At 71.5% G+C, this 18,247-nt stretch carries 18 protein-coding genes and 1 tRNA gene; 4 read left to right on the forward strand and 15 right to left on the reverse strand.

The window, feature by feature from the left end:
* Positions 1-12: 12 nt before the first annotated feature.
* The gene (locus tag P2T37_RS00900) at positions 13-1,344 is read left to right on the forward strand and encodes a cytochrome P450 (RefSeq protein WP_276234855.1); all 1,332 of its coding nucleotides are present in this window, start codon (positions 13-15) and stop codon (positions 1,342-1,344) included.
* Here the strand turns inward: P2T37_RS00900 and P2T37_RS00905 are convergent.
* From P2T37_RS00905 to P2T37_RS00935, 7 genes are all read right to left on the reverse strand, one after another.
* On the reverse strand, positions 1,341-1,973 hold the full coding sequence (locus P2T37_RS00905) for a DUF7504 family protein (protein ID WP_276234856.1): 633 nt from the start codon (positions 1,971-1,973) through the stop codon (positions 1,341-1,343). The genes P2T37_RS00900 and P2T37_RS00905 overlap by 4 nt on opposite strands.
* Before the next feature lie 67 nt (positions 1,974-2,040).
* Positions 2,041-3,426: a lamin tail domain-containing protein gene (locus tag P2T37_RS00910; protein WP_276234857.1), complete on the reverse strand. Its 1,386-nt coding sequence runs from the start codon at positions 3,424-3,426 to the stop codon at positions 2,041-2,043.
* Between the two features lie 52 nt (positions 3,427-3,478).
* Positions 3,479-4,858, reverse strand: coding sequence for a glycosyltransferase family 2 protein (locus tag P2T37_RS00915; protein ID WP_276234858.1), 1,380 nt, complete (start codon positions 4,856-4,858; stop codon positions 3,479-3,481).
* Between the two features lie 64 nt (positions 4,859-4,922).
* A complete protein-coding gene (locus P2T37_RS00920) occupies positions 4,923-7,610 on the reverse strand; it encodes a hybrid sensor histidine kinase/response regulator (RefSeq protein WP_276234859.1) in 2,688 nt (895 codons plus the stop codon).
* A gap of 88 nt (positions 7,611-7,698) precedes the next feature.
* Positions 7,699-7,773 (reverse strand) — tRNA-Val (locus P2T37_RS00925).
* Between the two features lie 35 nt (positions 7,774-7,808).
* On the reverse strand, positions 7,809-8,072 hold the full coding sequence (locus tag P2T37_RS00930) for a DUF7553 family protein (RefSeq protein WP_276234860.1): 264 nt from the start codon (positions 8,070-8,072) through the stop codon (positions 7,809-7,811).
* 250 nt (positions 8,073-8,322) lie between these two features.
* The gene (locus P2T37_RS00935) at positions 8,323-8,859 is read right to left on the reverse strand and encodes a cob(I)yrinic acid a,c-diamide adenosyltransferase (RefSeq protein WP_276234861.1); all 537 of its coding nucleotides are present in this window, start codon (positions 8,857-8,859) and stop codon (positions 8,323-8,325) included.
* A 78-nt stretch (positions 8,860-8,937) separates the two neighbouring features.
* Between P2T37_RS00935 and P2T37_RS00940 the strand changes: the two genes are divergently transcribed.
* Both P2T37_RS00940 and P2T37_RS00945 read left to right on the forward strand, forming a co-directional pair.
* A complete protein-coding gene (locus tag P2T37_RS00940) occupies positions 8,938-9,483 on the forward strand; it encodes a hypothetical protein (protein WP_276234862.1) in 546 nt (181 codons plus the stop codon).
* A gap of 200 nt (positions 9,484-9,683) precedes the next feature.
* A complete protein-coding gene (locus tag P2T37_RS00945) occupies positions 9,684-9,866 on the forward strand; it encodes a DUF7838 family putative zinc beta-ribbon protein (RefSeq protein ID WP_276234863.1) in 183 nt (60 codons plus the stop codon).
* Positions 9,867-10,144: 278 nt separating this feature from the next.
* Here the strand turns inward: P2T37_RS00945 and P2T37_RS00950 are convergent, their stop codons facing one another.
* The 8 genes from P2T37_RS00950 to P2T37_RS00985 all read right to left on the reverse strand — a co-directional run bounded on the left by P2T37_RS00950 (position 10,145) and on the right by P2T37_RS00985 (position 17,629).
* The gene (locus tag P2T37_RS00950) at positions 10,145-11,413 is read right to left on the reverse strand and encodes an MFS transporter (RefSeq protein ID WP_276234864.1); all 1,269 of its coding nucleotides are present in this window, start codon (positions 11,411-11,413) and stop codon (positions 10,145-10,147) included.
* 313 nt (positions 11,414-11,726) lie between these two features.
* Positions 11,727-13,157, reverse strand: coding sequence for an aminomethyl-transferring glycine dehydrogenase subunit GcvPB (gcvPB, locus tag P2T37_RS00955; protein ID WP_276234865.1), 1,431 nt, complete (start codon positions 13,155-13,157; stop codon positions 11,727-11,729).
* Positions 13,154-14,482 carry an aminomethyl-transferring glycine dehydrogenase subunit GcvPA gene (gene gcvPA, locus P2T37_RS00960; RefSeq protein ID WP_382211798.1) on the reverse strand — a complete coding sequence of 443 codons (1,329 nt, stop codon included), beginning with the start codon at positions 14,480-14,482 and terminating at the stop codon, positions 13,154-13,156. The genes gcvPB and gcvPA overlap by 4 nt, the downstream gene beginning before the upstream one ends.
* Positions 14,483-14,673: 191 nt before the next feature.
* On the reverse strand, positions 14,674-15,054 hold the full coding sequence (gene gcvH / locus P2T37_RS00965; protein WP_276234866.1) for a glycine cleavage system protein GcvH: 381 nt from the start codon (positions 15,052-15,054) through the stop codon (positions 14,674-14,676).
* Positions 15,051-16,148, reverse strand: a complete 1,098-nt coding sequence (gene gcvT / locus P2T37_RS00970; RefSeq protein ID WP_276234867.1) for a glycine cleavage system aminomethyltransferase GcvT — start codon at positions 16,146-16,148, stop codon at positions 15,051-15,053. Before gcvT ends, gcvH begins: the two co-directional genes overlap by 4 nt.
* A gap of 46 nt (positions 16,149-16,194) precedes the next feature.
* Entirely contained in the window at positions 16,195-16,917 is a 723-nt protein-coding gene (locus P2T37_RS00975) for a DICT sensory domain-containing protein (protein WP_276234868.1), read from the reverse strand.
* 1 nt (position 16,918) lies between these two features.
* Positions 16,919-17,314 (reverse strand): DUF7344 domain-containing protein, encoded by a 396-nt coding sequence (locus P2T37_RS00980; protein WP_276234869.1) that lies wholly within the window; start codon positions 17,312-17,314, stop codon positions 16,919-16,921.
* Between the two features lie 120 nt (positions 17,315-17,434).
* Positions 17,435-17,629, reverse strand: coding sequence for a hypothetical protein (locus P2T37_RS00985; protein WP_276234870.1), 195 nt, complete (start codon positions 17,627-17,629; stop codon positions 17,435-17,437).
* A gap of 147 nt (positions 17,630-17,776) precedes the next feature.
* Here P2T37_RS00985 and P2T37_RS00990 point away from each other — a divergent pair, with 147 nt between their 5' ends.
* Positions 17,777-18,217, forward strand: coding sequence for an NYN domain-containing protein (locus tag P2T37_RS00990; RefSeq protein ID WP_276234871.1), 441 nt, complete (start codon positions 17,777-17,779; stop codon positions 18,215-18,217).
* Positions 18,218-18,247 lie beyond the last annotated feature (30 nt).

The following is an 18,247-nucleotide window of genomic DNA, read 5'->3' on the forward strand; positions in this document are numbered from 1 at the left end:
CCAAACACGGGTATGCAGGCCCAGCCGCCGGGACCGAAGGGGGAGCCGGTCGTCGGGAGCACGCGCCGGTACGCCCGCGACCCGTTCACGTTCATGCAGCAGGTCGGCCGCGCGTACGGCGACATCGCGCGGTTCCGCCTCGCCGACCGCGACACGTACATGTTGGCGAACCCGCGCGATATCGAGGAAGTGCTCGTCGCGGGCGAACGCGCCTACTCGAAGCCCGTCTTCGGCGACGACGCCGTCCAGGAGCTGCTCGGCAACGGCCTCCTCCTCTCCGAGGGGGAGTTCTGGCGCGAGCAGCGCCGGCGTGCCCAGCCGGCCTTCCACCCCGGCCGCATCGCGGACATGGCCGACATGATGGTCGAACACACGGAGCGCCACATCGCCGACTGGGAGGCCGGCGACGTGGTCGATATCCGCGAGGAGATGGCGACGCTCACCGTCGGCATCATCGCGGACGCGATGTTCGACGCCGACCTCGACTCCGACACCGTCGAGCGCGTCCAGACCGCGCTCGAACCGCTCGGCACCCGCTTCGAGCCGGACGCCGTTCGCTTCCTCACGCCGAGTTGGGTGCCGACGCCGGAGAACCGCCGCTTCCAGGGCGCCATCGACACGCTGGAGGAGGTGCTCGCGGACATCGTCTCGCAGCGGCGCGCCGACGGCGTGAACGAGGACGACGACGACCTGCTCGCCATCATGCTCCGGGCGACGGAGGCCGGCGAGATAGACGACTCCGTCCTGCGGGACGAACTGATGACGATGCTGCTGGCGGGCCACGACACGACGGCGCTGACGCTGACGTACATGTTCTACCTGCTGGACGAGAACCCCGGGGCGCGCGACCGCCTCCACGCCGAGTTCGACGACGCGCTCGGCGGCGGGGCCCCCACCGCCGAGGACGCGATGGGCTTCGCGTACGCCGACCGCGTGCTCAACGAGACGATGCGGCTCTACCCGCCCGTGTACGTGATGTTCCGCCAGCCGCGGACGGACGTGCGGCTGGCCGGCTACCGCGTCCCCGAGGACGCGCTCGTGATGCTCCCGCAGTGGGTCGTCCACCGCGACCCGCGCTGGTGGGACGCCCCCGACACGTTCGACCCCGACCGCTTCCTCCCGGAGCGCTCCGACGGCCGGCCGAACTACGCCTTCTTCCCGTTCGGCGGCGGCCCGCGAATCTGCATCGGCAAGCGGTTCTCACTCTTGGAGGCGAAACTCATCGCCGGAACGGTGTGTCAGGAGTTCGCGCTGGAGCGGGTCGACGACGGCCCGCTCGACCTGCGGCCGTCGCTCACGATGCATCCGGCGGAGCCGGTCGAAACGGAACTCCGGTCGCGCTAGGCCTCGACCCACTCGCCGTCGGGACCGACCTCCAGCACCGTGTCGAACAGCCCGCGGAGCGTGGCGAGCGTCTGGTCGTCGTGCGCGCCGGGGTCGACGTGGAAGTAGCCGACGGCGTCCGCGCTGTCGAGACGCCCGGTGAGGACGTGGACGAACCGGAACACGCGCTTGAGGTCGGCGAACTGGAGCAGGGTGGTGAGCGAGTCGAACCGGACCGTCGTCGCGCCGCCCTCCCACGAGGAGAGGCACTGGCTCAGCTTGATACCCAGCCCGGTGAGGTCCCCCGGCGAGGAGACGGAGGCCGTGGAGACGCCGTCGGGGAGGCCGGTCGCGCCGCCGGACGCGGCGGCCGCGGCCCCGCGGGCTGACTCGCCGACGGTGACGACGGCGAGCCGGTCGGGGAGGCGCCCGGCGTCGCGGAGCCACGCGTCGGCCACGTCGTCGACGGACCCGTCGAGCGCGACGGCGAGGACGTTCGTGCTCGCGGGCGCGGCGGCGTCCGTCGTCGTGACGGCATCGACCGGCGGGCGGTCCATCGGCGACGAACACAGCAGCACGCTCTCGCCGGGAGCGGCGGCGTACGCGCTGTCCGCGTCGTCCGTCCCCGATGCGCGTCGTGCCGACTCCATCAGTTACTATTCCTACTCCTCGTACGGACATAAACACCCGACGGGGTTTTCATCGCGTGAGAACGCGTCAGGTCCGGGGGTAGCCGTAGTCGAGGACCGTCCCGCCGTCGGCGTCCGTGACGCTCACGACGCCCTCGGCCGGCCAGACGTGCGAGTCGAGGTCCCAGTAGAGGTCGTCGGGACCGTACTCGCCGTTGCCCGTGTGGAGCCTGACGCTCGCGTCCGGGTCGAGGGTGAACCCGTCGGGGAGGTGGAACGCCCACCCCTCCGGGGTCGAGACGGTGTAGCCCGTCAGGTCCAGCGGCTCGGAGCCGCCGTTGGTGAACTCGACCCACTCGTCGTTGAGCGGGGCGTCCTCGGGCACGCCGACACTGAGCGCCGACACGGCGAGGCCGGCGGCCGCGCCCTCGGTGTTGTCGTAGCCGCCCGGCCGGACCACGTCGCGGCCGCGGAACCACGTCCGCTCGCCGGCCTTCCCGACGAGGTAGCCGTACGCCGAGTCGAGCGAGAAGTTCGCGGCGCCCACCTTGTACTGGAGGTAGAGCGCGTCGCCCCGGCGCATGTACTGCTGGGGCTGGGCGGCGTTGCCGCCCGCGAGGTACGACTTCGAGCCGAAGTTCACGCTGTAGTTGCCGGGGTCGATGTCGTCGGGGCCGACCCACTCGCCCTCGGCGTCCTCGGGCGGGGCGCGGACGGCGACGGTGATGCGCTCCTCGTTCGCGTAGGGGTCGAACTCGTTCTCCTCGCTGTCGGGCATGACGTCGACGTTCGCCCGGGCGACGGAGCGGTCGCGCAGCGGCTTCAGGTAGGCCGCCTTCTCCGTCGAGAGGTCGATGCGGTCGGGGCCGTCGCCGGAGAGGAACCGCCAGCTACCGACGCCGTGGAGCGTCTTCGGCGTCATCGAGACGGTGAAGTCCTGCCGGTCCAGCCCGCCGTAGAAGACGCCGCCGTCGGTGTCGCCCGGGCCCCACGACCAGTTCACGCGCTGGTTCCCGTTCGCCCACGCCTCGAAGTCGTCGTCGGTCCCGAGCGGGTCGTCCCGGAGCGCCCACTCGCCGGCGTCGCGCGACAGCCCCGAGAAGGCGAACTCCGCCGTGCCGCCGTGGTCGGCGTCGGGCGAGCCGTGGAGGAAGACGAGGCTCGCGGCCACCGGCCCGTCGTAGACGAACACGCGGGCCGCCTCGTCGCTCGCCGTGAGGTCCGTGTCGGGGCGGCCCCTGCCGGTCCCCCCGTCGTAGCCGTACCAGTCGCCGGCGGTCGTCTCCGAGGAGACCGCCGGCTCCACCGCCCACCGGAGCTTCCCCTGCCGGAGCAGGAAGCCGTTCCCGTCGTCGCGGGTCGTGTTCAGGTACGCGCCGCCGAGACCGAGGGCCGCGAGCCCGCCCGCACCCGCGAGAAACCGGCGTCGTGTCGGGGACGGCAGCCGCTCGCCGAGTCGTTTGTCCGGGGACATACGCGACGGTACGACAGTATCGGTTGAAAAGGTCGGGGGCGGGGGCGACGCCTCAGTCCTTCTCGGTCGGCTCGAACTCCTCGGCGGGGCTGACGAGCCCGTAGGCCGCCCCGAGCGAGTGGACGGCGACGACGAACGGGACGAGCAGGAGGCCCGGGAGCAGGCGGAGCGTCGGCCCGTCGTAGTAGCGCCAGCCGCGCCACACCCAGACGAACGTGAACGCGAACAGCACGAGGCTGAGGGCGTAAAAGAGGTCCCACCCCGGCACCGTCGCGGGGAGGACGGCCGCGAACGCGACGAGGAACGGCGACAGCGGCGAGAACGCCCACGCGACGTTGCGGAGGACGTACAGCGCGCGGTACCACCGCGGCAGTTCCGCCTCGTCCGCGAGCGACCCGCTTATCCAGCGTCGGCGCTGTGAGACCATCTCCCGGACCGAGGGCGGCGCCTGATTGCGGAACTTCGTGTCGAGCACCTCGTACTCGTAGCCGGCCTTCGCGGCCTTCCACGCGAACACGGTGTCCTCGATGAGCGTCTCGTAGTCCCACGTCACGGCCTCCTCGACCTCCCGCCTGACGGCGATGCCGCCGCCCCACGCGTACAGCGGGACGGGGAGGCGGGCGAACGCCGACAGCTCCGTCTGGTAGCCGAGCCGGAGCACCTCGGCCCAGTAGGCCCAGTACGAGCCCGTGAACATCGGCCACTCGCGGAACTGCGCGACGCCCACGTCCGGCAGGCCCGCGAAGTCGCGCACGAGCGTGTCCTCGTCGAGGAAGAGCACGAACTCCGTGTCGCAGCGGACGTTCCGTCGCGCCCACTCCAGCGCGCGCCCCTTGTCCGTCGCCGCACAGTCGAACGAGTCCGGGACGACGTGGACCGTCGCACCGGCGACGTCGATGGGCGTCTCCGCGACGACGTGGCGGTCGTCCGGGGCGAGGCCGTCGGGGAGCGCGTCCACGGTCCCCTGGACGACCGACTCGGCGCCGACGGTGAGGACGCGGACCTGGATGTCGTCGTAGCCGAACGCCGGCTCCACGGGCTCGTGGTCCCACGCCAGCAGCGCCTCGACGACCCACACGGTCGTGGCGAGCAGGTAGATGCCGACGAACAGCCACAGCGCGCCGTAGACGGCCGTGAGCGTCATCCCCGCGAGCGGACCGTCGGGAAGCCACGACCGGTAGCCGAGCGCGAGGACGAGCCCGGCCGCGATGGCGAGGACGAACACGGACGCGAGCAGTCGGTCCGGTTTGACCGCGCCACGTCGCTGGATATCGACCCCCGGGAAGGCGTCCGAGCGGGCGGGGGTGGGGAGCCACTCGCGGAGGCGCTCGACCGGCGTCGATGGCGGGGCCTCCGCGATGCGCTTCGCGAGGTCGCGGTAGCGCGGGAGCAGGTCGTCGTCCCCCTCGGTGTCGTCGCTGTCGCCGCCCATTCGGTGTCCTGTCGCGGGAGGATGAAGCCGCGGCGGATAAAAGCGGGTGGGGCCGCTCCCCGGCTCAGGCGAACTCGACGCCGGCGAACTCGAAGCGCGCGCCGCCCGACTCCGAGTCCGTCACCGAGACGTCCCACCCGTGTGCGGTGGCGACCCCCTTCACGATGGCGAGGCCGAAGCCGGTGCCGCTGTGGCTCGTGGAGGTGCCGGCCTCGAAGACCTGCTCGCGGCGCTCCGGCTCGATGCCCGGGCCGTCGTCGGCGACGTAGAAGCCGTTCGGGGTGTCGCCGACGGTGACGGTCACGCCGTCGCCGCCGTGCTCGACAGCGTTTCGCACGAGGTTCTCGATGGCCTGTCGGAGCCGCCCCCGGTCGGCGACGACGGTCGCCTCCGTCTCCACGTCGAGGGTCGCGTCGCCCGTCTCGACGCCGCGCCAGCAGTCGACCGCGAGCGTCGCGAGGTCCACCTCGCCGAGTTCGACCGCCTCGTCGCCCTGGCGGGCGATGGTGAGCAGGTCCTCGATGAGCGCGCTCATCCGGTCGTGGGCCGAGGCCACGGTGTCGAGCCGCTCGTGGTCGACCGACTCGCGGACGAGTTCGAGGTTCCCCTTCGCCACGGAGAGGGGGTTGCGGAGGTCGTGACTCACGACGCTGGCGAACTGGTCGAGCCGCTCGTTGCGCCGCCGGAGCTCGTCGCGCTGGTCGCGGAGCTCGGCCTCCCGCTCCACGCGGTCGAGCGCGGTCCGGAGCGACGCCGCGAGCAGCTCCACGAGCGCCTCCTCGGTGTCGTCGATGGCGTCGGGCTCGTCCGAGGAGACGATGAACATCCCGTGGCGGCCGAGCGGGTGGAGGACGACGCTGCGGGCGGGCCGTCGCTCGTCGAGCCCCGTGAGTTCCCACGAGTCGTCGATGCGGAGCGGCTCGCCCGACTCGAACGTCTCCCAGACGAGCGCCGCCGCCGTCCCCGGCTCCGCGTCGCGGGGGTAGCGCGGTATCTCGTCGAACGAGTCGGTGACGGTCTCGACCGTCGCCGCCGGTTCGAGCGCGTCGGCCTCCTCGTCGAACAGGTGGACCGCGGACAGCGGCGCGCCGATGAGGTCGTCGGCCGCCCGGATGGCGACCTCGGCCGTCTCCGTCACGGTGTCGGTGTACATCAGCTTCCGCGTGCGGTCGCGAAGCCGGTCGATGCGCTCCTCGCGTTCGACGCGCTCCGCGATGTTCCGGACGACGCCGACCGTCCCGCGGAACTCCTCGTCGAACGGGAGCACGGAGATGTGGAGCTCACAGGGGATGAGTTCGTCCGCCTTCGTGTAGAGGTCCATCTCGAGCGTACACCGGTGGCCTCCCTCGGAGAGCATGGCCCGGATGTCGGCCTTCGCGCGCTCGATATCCCCGTCGTCCATCACCACGGAGACGTGTTCGCCGAGGAGTTCGTCCGTCCCGTACCCCGTCGTCTCCAGCAGGGTGTCGTTGACGTAGGTGAACCGCCCCTCCGCGTCGAGGGTGTACACGGGGTCGCCGGTCGTCTCCAGTATCGTCTCGAACCGCTGGAGGTCGCGCCGGTACTCGCGGCTGTCGGTCACGTCCTGGTACACCCACAGGTGGCCGTCCCCGTCGGCGAACTCGATGGGGCGGTGGATACGCCGGACCACCCGGCCGTCGGCGAGCGTCAGCTCGTCGTCGGCCGGTTCGCGCGCCGCGGCCAACTCCTCGACGCCGGCGACGAACCCCTCGGGGTCGGCGGCGCGGTCGGCCAGCATCTCGGCCAGCGCCGGCCAGTCGCGTCCCGCCGCGTCGGCCGGCTCGCCGGGCAGGTCGAACAGCTCGAACAGGCGGCTGTTGGCCGTGATGACGTCCCGGTCGCTGTTCTCCGCGACGACGCCGACCGGGAGCGCGTCGAACAGCGTCGACAGCAGGGTGTTGGTCCGTTCGAGTTCGGCCTCCCGCTGGCGCCGTGCCGTGATGTCGGTGATGAACCCCTCCAGCGCGGCCGGGTCGCCCTCGGTGCCCGCGACGCCGCGACCGCGCTCCCACATCCACCGCACCTCGCCGTCGGCCGTCCGCACGCGGTAGGTCACCTCGAACGACTCGTCGGCTTCCAGCGCCGACTGGACCGCCTCCCACGTCCGTTCGCGGTCGTCCGGGTGGATGACCTCCTCGCCCCATACCACGTCGCCCGACTCGACCGCTCGGGCGGGGTAGCCCGTCAGCTCCTCGCACTCCCCCTCGACCACCTCCATCGGCCAGCCCGGCTCGTTCAGGCACCGATAGACGATTCCGGGGAGGTTGCTGATGAGCGTCTCCAGGCGCCGCTTGCGCTCCTCCAGCGCGTACCGCGAGCGGAGCCCCTCGACGACGTTGTCGATGCGGTTCGCGAGGATGGCGTACTGTTCGGTGCCGGCCTCCTTCTGGAGGTAGTCGGTGACGCCCGCCGAGATGGCCTCGCTGGCTATCTCCTCCGACCCTTTCCCCGTGAACAGCACGAACGGGAGGTCCGGGTGGGACTCGCGAACGGCCGCGAGGAAGTCGATGCCGTCCCGCTCGGGCATCTCGTAGTCCGAGACCACGCAGTCGTAGCTCCCGGCGTCGAGCGCCGCGAGCCCGTCGGCCACGGCCGTCGCCGTCTCCACGTCGAACCGGTCGTCGTGGCGTTCGAGGAACCGCGCGGTCGTCTCCGCGAAGCCGGGCTCGTCGTCCACGTGGAGAACCCGAACCGTCGCACTCCCGGCCCCGTCGCGGTCATCGGGGCTCATACTGTGTCACCCCCATCGATTGCCCGAACCTCGGGCGACGGAACCATAGTCGTATCGCCGGTGTGACGGGAGCCGTCGCGAGAACGAGTGGGTCGGGGCGGATTTGAACCGCCGGCTTCCTCCGTGTGAAGGAGGTGTCATAACCGAACTAGACCACCGACCCGATAGAACTGGGTACCGGGGGGCTACTCTTAAGAACTACGCTTCCTGCTTGCGGTAGCTGTCGAGGCGCTCGCGGGCGTCGGCGATGGCCTCGCGCGCCTCGCCCTCGGCGCGCTCCTGTATCTCCGAGAGGTCCGCCCGTATCTCGTCGAGGCGCCCCGCTTCGGGTTCCGACTCGCGACCGGTGACCTCGCGCAGTCGCGACTCCACCTTGCCGACCTCCTCGGAGACGCCTTCCTTCGCCGTCTCGCCCGCTCGCTTCAGGTAGTACCGCGCGTCCTCGAAGTGTTTGTTGACCATGTATAACGAGACGCTGTCATGCGGGAAAACGTTTGTGGCGAGCCACGGAGGTCGGGAATCCAGCGTATTAGGCCTGCCTAAAAACCGGAAGGCTTTTGAATTGTTAGGCCAACCTAAAACCGTGGTCGTCAAGCGGGCGTGACCGCGACGCTGCCGCCGCGGCGTCGGGGTCGCGGACGCGCGCTGCGCGACCGCGTTTCCGTGGCATCCCGCCGGCTCCGGCCGGCACCCTGTCCCTTCGCCCGGCGAGTCAGTACTCCGGCGACTCCTCGGCGACGCCCTCGCGGGCGTTGACGACCCGCGCGAGCGTGAACAGCGCGTCCGACAGGCGATTGAGATACGCGACCACCTCGGCGTTGATGGGCTCGTCGCCGGCGAGGTCGACACAGCGGCGCTCGGCGCGCCGGCAGACCGCGCGGGCCTGATGGAGGCGCGCGCCGACCGGGCTTCCCCCCGGAAGGACGAACGACTGCAGCGGCTCCAGTTCCTCGTCGTGGTCGTCCATCACGTTCTCCAGCCAGTCCGTGTGGTCGTCGGTGACGTGCGGGGCGTCCTCGTCGTCGGTGTCCGGGTTGGCGAGGTCGGCCTGCACGACGTGGAGGTGGTTCTGTATCTCGCGGAGCTGCTCGTCGATGTCGTCGTACCCCGAGGGGCGCAGGACGCCGATGGCGGAGTTCACCTCGTCGACGGTGCCGTACGCCTCGATGCGGAGGCTCGTCTTCGATACGCGCGACATGTCCCGGAGGTCGGTCATCCCCTCGTCGCCGCGACCCGTGTATATCTTCATGTTCGGGCACACGCGCGGCCGGGCCTTATAGCCGTCCGCCGCGGCACGCTTATGCCCTCGCGTGACCTGTCGGTTCGCGTGAGTGAGTCCCCGTTCGTGGCCGTCGGCTTCGGGGCGTATCTCGTCGCCGTCGGCGCGACGGGCCCGCTGGTGCTCCTCGCCTTCGCCCTCCGACACCTGCTCGGGACCCGCCCGTTCGCCCGTGCGCTCGCCGCCGTCGCGGCGCTCCCGCTCGCCGGCCTGCTCGTCCTGTCGGCGTGGGTCGGCGTCGAGGTCGCCCCGCTCGCGTCCGTTGACGTGGCCCTGCGCGCGCTCCCGGTGTGGGTCGCCTGTTGGGGCGTCCCCCTCGTCCTCGCGTACGCCGCGGGGAGGCGGGTGGGACTCGACCCCGAGCGCGCGCTCCGGCGCGCGGCCGGCGCGCTTCCCGTCGGGCTCGCCGCCAGTCTGGTCGTCTTCGTCTCCCCCGGCGGGTTCTCCCGCTACAACATCACCTTCCTCACGGGAACCGAGGCGCTCGTCTGGTGGACGGCGTTCGCGCTCGTGCTCTTTCTGCTGCCGGGCGCGCTCTCCGTCGGCGTTGCGGCGCTCGACGGTCGGCTCCGCTCGCGGGGCGACATCGATTGAGTATCCCGCTATACGGTTTACAACCGCGGGAACCGTCTCGAGAGGGCCGCGAAAGAACGAATACACGCGTTCCGGAGGAGTGGTCCGCCGGGTACGACCTCGACTCGTCTCCCGTGCGCGGGCCGGGACGGCACCGGTCCCTACGCGCGCTCCGCGCGCCGAGTCGGTACGTTCAGTATCCCGGAGCGACAGACGCGAACATGAGCCTCGAACTCGATCACGACTGCCCGGGGTGCGGCGAGACGAAGACGTTCTACCGCGCCGCCTCGACGCTGATGCACCTCGGCGAGAAGGTGAAGTGGCACTGCCCGGACTGCGACTACGGCTTCGTCCGCATCGACGGCAACGTGGACACGGGCGCGGCCGTCGACACCAGCGCGTAACGGCTCCCTTCTCGTCGGGCGTTCGACTCCCGTAGCGGCGCGACTCACGCGCGAGCCGAACCCCTTTGTCCCGCAAACACCCCCGGAGTCGAGGCCGGAAAACGGGTCGGCGTTCGTTCACGACTCGGTAGCGACACGGTAATCCCATCGGCCGAGCGGTGCGACCGCGTTCGACCCCGGAGCCCCGCGATTCGCGCAGCTGAGACACTTATAAACTATATATCGCCATACGAAATCGTCGTTCGACCCGAAATCCCGGGAAACCGGGGAAAGCCCCGCTACTCCCCGTCCGGCACGGAGACGCCGAACGCGGCCGGGGTCGCGTCGGCGACGGCCGGCAGCCGCCGCAGCGTCGGGTGACACAGGAAGCAGAGGCCCGAGAACCCGAAGCCGGCCGCAGCCAGCGCCACCGTCGTCCGCGGGCCGAGCGCCGAGGCGACGAGCCCGCCGAGAAGCGACCCGAGCGGGAGCGTCGCCCCCGAAGCAGTCCCTTTGACGCTGGTGACGCGGCCGAGCAGCGCGTCGGGGAACGCCTTCTGGTTCAGCGTCGAGACGAAGACGCCCCCCACACCGCCCGAGACCCACGAGAGGCCGAACAGGCCGACGGTGAGCGCCGTCGTCGGGGCGTAGACCGAGGCGGCCCACAGGCACGCCGAGCCGAGATACAGGGCGGCCATCGTCCGGCCGTACGGGAGGCCCGTGAGTCGGGGGGCGACGGCCGACCCGACGAGGCGACCGATGCCGAGTGCGCCGAGCAGGAACCCGTAGGCAGCCGGTCCGCCGAGCGACGCCCCGAACGCCGGAAGGGTCGCGAGCGTCACGCCGACGGCGAGGTTGAACACCGCGGCGGTGGCCGTCATGTGGACGAACGCGGAGCCGCGGACCGCCGCGACGCCCTCGCGGAGGTCGGAGGCGTAGTCGGCGAGGGCGGAGCCACCGATGTCGCCCTCGCGGCTGTCGTCCCGGGCCGCGGGAACGGCCATCCCGGCGAACAGCACGGCGGCGACGGCGAACGTCGCCGCGTCGAGGGCGAACAGGGCCGTCGCGCCGGCGACGGCGATGAACACGCCGCCGAGCGCGTCGAACACCATATCGAGCCCGAGCGTCACGGTCGCGAGCGCGGAGTTCCCCCGCGATAGCTGCCGGTCCGGAACGATTCGGGGCACCAGCGCCGACTGTGCCGGGTCCACCACCAGCGTGGCGAGCGAGAGCACGGGAACGGTGACGAGCAGCAGGGTCGTCGTGAGCCGACCCGTCGCCGCCGCGAGCGGGAGGACGAGGACGACGACGCCCTGCACGACCTGCGAGCCGACGAGCAGGGGCTTGAGCGGGAGGCGGTCGACGACCGGCCCGGCGAGCGCCTGCAACACCCACGGCAACAGCAGGAGGGCGTTGGCGACGCCGACGAGGGCCGACGAGCCGCTCAGCTCGAAGACGAGCCAGAGGGCGGCGACGCTGTAGAGGCTGTCGCCGGCGTTCGAGACGAACCGGCCGACGAGAAAGCGGACGAAGTCGCGGTTGCGCCGGAGCGGAACGCCGTCGCTCACGGCCGCCACCTCGTGGCGGGGGTGCGGTTTCGGGGCTGTACGCGGTGTCGGTCCGTGGGGACCGACGCGGTCCGGCCGCCGCGGGCCGGGGGTGTGACTGACATTCCTATCGGGAAGGCGAGAAGCTGCGGCTACGCGGGAGCGTAGGAAGCGACCCGGGTGCTGCTGCTGTCCGGCCTACCGAGCGGCGGGGCGCTGCCGGGGCTTGTACACCGGGCGGCAGTGACAGCGACGGGTCATGCGGCGATGGTCGAAGGGGAAGGCGAGACGGACTTAGTTCCGGCGGTACCCCGTGAGAGGCTCACACGGACCCTTACTCGTCGTCGAGCGCCTGCCACGAGAGGCGGGGGTTGCGGGCCGCGCTCGTCTGGTCGATGCGCCCGGCGGCCGTCCGCGACGGCGCGGCGTCGAGGTCGCCGTCGTCGCTGTCGCGAGCGGCGTTGAACGCCGCGGCCAGTTGGTCGAGCGTGCGCTTCGACTCCACCTCGGTCGGTTCGGTCATCAGCGCCTCGGGCACGATCTCGGGCCACTTCGTCGTCGGCGGGTGGACACCGAAGTCGAGCATCCGCTTCGCGGCGTCCGCCGCGTCCTGCTCGCCCGCGCTCGCGACGAACTCGTGGTGGAACGGGCCGAAGGGCACCTCGTACTCCACCCGCTCCGCGAGGTAGTTCGCGTTGAGGACGGCCTTCGCGCTCGCGTCGGCCAGCCCCTCGTCGCCGAGGCGCGTGATGTACGCGTGCGCCTTCAGCAGGACGAGCCAGTTGCCCGCGTAGCCGTGGACCTTCCCGACGGACGACTCCGGCGTGTAGCGCTCGTACCGGCCGTCGCGCTCGCGGACGTGGGGGTCGGGGAGGAACTCGGCGAGTTCCTCGACGACGCCGACCGGACCCGCGCCCGGTCCGCCGCCCCCGTGGGGCGTGGCGAACGTCTTGTGGACGTTGTAGTGCATCACGTCGAACCCCATGTCGCCGGGGCGCGCGCGCCCGAGCAGGGCGTTGAGGTTCGCGCCGTCGTAGTAGAGCAGGCCGCCGGCGTCGTGGACGCGCTCGGCGACCGTCTCGATGTCGCGCTCGAACAGGCCGAGCGTGTTCGGGTTCGTCAACATCAGCGCCGCGGTGTCCTCGGAGAGGGCGGCGTCGAGCGCGTCGAGGTCGACCCGGCCCTCGTCGTTCGAGGGGAGCGAGACGACGTCGTAGCCGGCCATCGCCGCGGAGGCGAAGTTCGTCCCGTGCGCGGAGTCGGGGATGACCACCTCGCCGCGGTCCTCGCCGTTGGCCTCGTGGTACGCGTCGATGACGAGCAGGCCGGCGAACTCGCCGGCCGCGCCCGCGGGGGGCTGGAGCGTCACGGCGTCCATCCCGCCGATGGCCGCGAGGTAGTCCTGCAGTTCGTGCATGACCTGGAGGGTTCCCTGCGTCGAGCGCGTCGAGCGGTCGGGGTGGACGGAGGCGTTCGGGTCCGCCGCGAGGTCCTCCGTGAACTTCGGGTTGTACTTCATCGTACAGGAGCCGAGCGGGAACGGGCCGGACTCGACGCCGTAGTTCATCTCCGAGAGCCGCGTGTAGTGGCGCGCGAGTTCGGGTTCGGCCACGTCGGGCAGTTCCACCGTGTCGCGCGTCAGGTCGTCGGGTAGCTCGGACTCGACCGCGACCTCGCGGTTCCCCTTCTCCGAGAGCAGCGGCTCGTACCGCTCGCCGTCGGGGTCGTGCCACGCCGCCTGGTCGAAGCGGAGCGGGTCGGTCATCGGACCGCCCCCGCGAAGGCCTCGACGAAGCCGTCGAGCGCCGGCGCGTTCGTCTCCGTGACGCACACCTGCACCTCGTGTTCGCCGACGGCGTGGACCGCGTACCCCTCGGCTTCGAGGTCCTCGGCCACGGCGCGGGCGGGCTGGTCGGTGTGGGCGACGAACTCCCGGAAGTGGTGGCGGTCGTGCAGCGGCGCCTTCACCCCCGTCAGTTCGTCCAGCCGCGCGGCCGTCTCGCGGGCCCGGCGCACGCAGTCGTTCGCCAGGTCGACGAGGCCGTCCGGCCCGAGGTAGGCGGCGTGCATCGCGGTCCGGAGCGCCACCCACGCCTGATTGGAGCAGATGTTCGAGGTGGCGCGCTCCCGCCGGATGTGCTGTTCGCGCGTCTGGAGCGTGAGCGTGTAGGCGCGCTTCCCGTTCGCGTCCTCGCTCGCCCCGACCAGCCGGCCGGGAACCTGCCGGAGGAACTCCTCGCGGCAGGCGAACAGCCCGAGGCCGAAGCCGTAGGCGGCGGGCAGTCCGAGCGCGCTCCCGTCGCCGACCACGACGTCCGCGCCGACGCTCGCCGGCACCTCTAAGAGGGCGAGCGCGACCACGTCCGTGCCGAGCGTGAACAGCGCGTCGTTGTCGTCCGCGAGCGCGCCGATCTCGGACAGTCCTTCCTCGACGGCCCCGCGGAGCGTCGGGTTCTCGGCGTACACCATCGCGACGTCGTCGTCCATCGCGTCGGCGAGCGCGTCCACGTCGGCGGCGCCGTCGTCGCTCGGATACGTCTCGACCGAGAGCTCCGAGCCGACGAGGTAGTTGTCGAGGACGCCGCGCCGTCCCTCGTGGAGCAGGTCGGGAACGAGCACGCGCGTGCCCGAGACGGAACGGACGCGCTCGGCCAGCGTCGCGGCCTCGCCCAGCGCGGTCGCGGCGTCGTACATCGAGCAGTTGGCGACGCCGAGGCCGGTGAGTTCGACCAGCATCGACTGGAACTCGAACAGCGCCTGCAGGAACCCCTGTGCCACCTCCGGCTGGTACTGGGTGTAGGAGGTGAGGAACTCCGAGCGGTCGGCGAGGTGGTCCACGGCCGACGGGACGTAGTGGTCGTAGTGGCCCCGGCCGAGGAACTCGACGAGGTCGTCGTTTCGCCCGAGCGTCGTCCCGACCTCGGCCATCGCGGCCTGCTCGGAGCGCGCGGGGATGTCGAACGCGCCGTCGAACCGGACGGACTCGGGGATGTCGAACAGCGCCTCCTCGTCGGCGGCCCCGACGGCGTCGAGCATCGCCGCCGTCTCCGCCTCCGAATGTGGTGCGTACGGGCTTCCCGTCACGGGAATCGGCCCTCCTCGCAGTGAGACATGTGGGTGCGCGACCCTAGCGGCCGGCGGCTATTGATACCCGCGGTTCCGGAGGCACGTGGACGGATACACGAACGGCGTCGCGGGCGAGAAGTATGCACGGGCGTGCCCCGTTGGGGCGATACTCGCGGACACACGGCGGCGGGCAGGACGACGGAAGCGGGAGCGCCCTACTCCGTCTGCTCGCGGTACTCCTCGGGCGACAGCAGGTCGTCGAGGTCGCCCTCGTCACCGGGCTCGATTTCCAGCATCCAGCCCCCGTCGAACGGCTCCTCGTTGACGAGTTCGGGCGCGTCGAAGAGTTCCTCGTTCACGGCCGTCACCTCGCCGCCCACGGGGGCGTAGAGGTCGGAGACGGCCTTGATGGACTCGATGACGCCGAACTGCGCGCCGGCGTCGAGGTCGTCGCCGACCTCCGGGAGTTCGACGAACACCACGTCGCCGAGTTCGTCCTGCGCGAAGTCCGTGATTCCGACGCGGACCGCGCCGTTCGGGCGGGCCCACTCGTGCGTTTCCAGGTACCGGCAGTCGTCGCGGATGTCGAAGCTCATGGTTCGTAGAAGGGTAAGCTGTGGACGCGGGCGTTCTTCGCGCTCCCCCGGACGACCACCCGCACGTCCGTCCCGGGGTCGGCGTACTCGGTCGGGAGGTAGCCCATCCCGACCGGCTCGTCGAGCGTCGGGCTCATCGTGCCCGACGTGACCTCGCCGATGATGCGGTTCTCCGTGTCGACGACGTCGTAGCCGTGGCGCGGCACGCCGCGCTCGGTCAGCTTGAAGCCGACGAACGTCTCCTCGGGGTCGGTCGCGGCCGCGAGCGCGTCGCGGCCCACGAACTCGGTGTCGAGGTCGACGGCGAAGCCGATGCCGGCCTCGTACGGCGTCCGGGGGTTCGACTCGATGTCGAAGTCCTGCCCGGCGAGCAGGAAGCCCGCCTCGATGCGGAGCGTGTCGCGCGCGCCGAGGCCGCAGGGCTGGACGCCCGTGCCGTCCGTGTCGGCGAGCGCGTGCCACACCGCCTCGGCGCCGTCGGTCGGCAGGAGGAACTCCACGCCGTCCTCGCCGGTGTACCCGGTCCGCGCGACGAAACACGCCGTGTCGGCGACCGTCGCGTCGCGCCCGGTGAACCGCCGGATGTCGTCGAGGTCGGTCCCCGCGGCCTCGCTCGCCGTCGCGACGGCGTCGGGCCCCTGCAGGGCGAACATCGCGTACTCCTCGGTGGCGTTCGCGACCACGGCGTCGAGTCCCCACTCGTCGCGACGGCTCGTCCACCGTTCGTGCATCTCCCCGTCGCCGCCCGCGTTGGGAACGAACAGGTACGTCTCGCCGTCGGGGAGCAGATAGACGACCGTGTCGTCGATGATGTTGCCGTCCTCGTCCGTGATGGCGGCGTACTGGGCGTCGCCCGCGTCGAGCGCCGCGACGTCGTTGGTCGTCAGGCGGTTCGTCAGCTCGGTCGCGTCCGGTCCCGAGACCTCGATCTGTCCCATGTGGGAGACGTCGAAGAGCCCGGCCGCGGACCGCACGGCCTCGTGTTCGACCCGGATACCGTCGAACTCGACGGGCATGTCCCAGCCGCCGAACTCGGTGAACTTCGCCCCGCGCTCGGCGTGGGCCTCGCGCAACGGCGGCGTCCGAAGGGCCATATCCGACAGTCCGACGGCGGGCGTTAATAGCTTCCCTTCCCGGGCGCTACTGCTCGGCCCGCTCGACCGCACCGCGTAGCGCGAGCACGATCTCGTCCACCCGCTCGGGGTCGTAGGTCCAGAAGCCGCGGTAGCTCCCGGGGTCGCGCTCGACGGCGAGCAGCGCACAGCTGTCGCGGCGCGTGTCCGCGTCGTACACGACGAACCACGTGTCGGCTATCTCCGGGTCGTCGGCGACGCGGACGGTCGCCCCCTCGACCGCCGGCGGGTCGCCGTTCGGCGTCGCGAACACCTCGACCCGGAGGTCCGGCTTCGTCGCCAGTCGGCGGTACACGTCCGCCTCCGCGTGCATGACGGGGAGCGACTGGAACCCCGCGTAGAGCCGGCCGTGCCCGAGCCGCCACGCGCGGTCCTCTATCTCCCTGGAGGTCGCCAGCATCCGGTCGCGCTCCAGCGAGGTGAACACGGTGTCATCGAGCAGGCCGAGCAGGGCCCGGAACTGCTCGTCGGCCTCGCCGTCGCGGCTGCCGGGGACGCCGGCCGGCGGGTGGACGAGCGTGTCGAACGCGCGCACCGGGACGGAGCCGACGAACTCGCCGTCGCGCCGGACGACGACGAACCCCTCGTCCGCCCCCGGGAGCGTCGTGTGCTCGACGACGACGTTGCGCGAGCCGAACCGGTCGCTCAGGTCGGGGGAGTCGTCCGGCGAACAGACGCGGAGCCGCGTGGGGTTCGCGGCGGCCGCGTCGATGATGTCGCCGAGGGTCATCTCACTGCTCCGGCTCCGGTACGGCCGTTTCCCCCGCCTCGGTCTCGATGGCCAGCGCGGCGTCGAGCAGCCGGTCGAACGCCTCCGAGGGGGACGCGAAGGCGACGACGCCCGTCTCGTCGTCGTAGGTGACGACCCCCGCCGCGCGGAGCTTCGGGACGTGTGTGTGGTGGAGCGAGACGAGCCGCTCGCGGCGGTCGTCGGCCGTGGCGCGCCCGTCGCCGCGGCGGACCGCGGACCACCCGGTCACCACGTCCGCGAGGTCGGCGAGCGACATCCCGCCGTGTTCGCGGAGGACGTACAGCGACAGCCGGCGTGTCTCGTCCGCGAGCAGGCCGAACGCCGTGTCGAGCGACGGCCCGGCGGACGGGATACCCCCGTCTGGCGAGGAGGACATTGTTGGACTAGACACTTGTCCAGCACAATACTTAGCGTTACCTCCCAAGCATTTCGAAATCCGAAACCGGGAGTTTCGGCTCCGTTCCGGCGGAACGCCGGACTGCGCCCGGACGCTCCGTCAGCTCTCGTGGGGGTGCTCGTCGCGGTGGTCGTCCGGGTTCTCCTGCTCGCGGGCCTCGCGGTTGCGCTCGGCCTCGGCCTCCGGCTCCGGTCGGTCGTCGTCGAGCGACTCCTCGCGCGCCCGCTCGGCCTCGGTCGTGTCCTGTTCGTCGTCGGCGGTGTCGAGGTCGGCGTCGGTGTCGTGGTCGCTCATCGCGTCGTATCTGTTCCCGGCGAGGTCGGAAAAGAATGGGGGGACCCGGGACGGGGTCGGGCTACTCGGTCTCGTCGCCGTCGCCGCCGGAGAGCCTCTCGCCGTCGGGACCGACACCGGTATTCCGGGCCGTCCCGAGGCGGGGGTATGAGCGACGACGAGCGCGCGCCCGCCCGGGTGGGGCTGTTCGTGGACGGCCCGAACGTGTTCCGCGAGGAGTTCGACGTGGACCTCGACGACGTGCGCGACGCGGCCCGGACGGAGGGGCGGCTGGCCGTGACGCGGCTGTATCTCGACGAGGGCGCCCCGCCGGAGCTGATACGCGCGGCGGAGGCCCGCGGCTTCGAGACGACGGTGACGAGCGGCGACGTGGACGTGAAGCTCGCCGTGGACGCGACGGAGTTCGTCGTCGCCGGCGAACTCGACACGCTGGTCGTCGTCTCCCGCGACACCGACTTCAAGCCCGCGCTGGAGGTGGCGAACCGCCACGGTCTGCGGACCGTCGCCGTCGCGCCGGGCGAACACGGCCGCTCGGACGCGCTCCGCAACGCCGCCCACGGCGAACTCACGCTCGGCCCGGACGAGTAGCCGTCGCGGCGTGACAGGAGATTCAAGGCC

Source organism: Halosegnis marinus (assembly GCF_029338355.1).
Lineage (GTDB): Archaea > Halobacteriota > Halobacteria > Halobacteriales > Haloarculaceae > Halosegnis > Halosegnis marinus.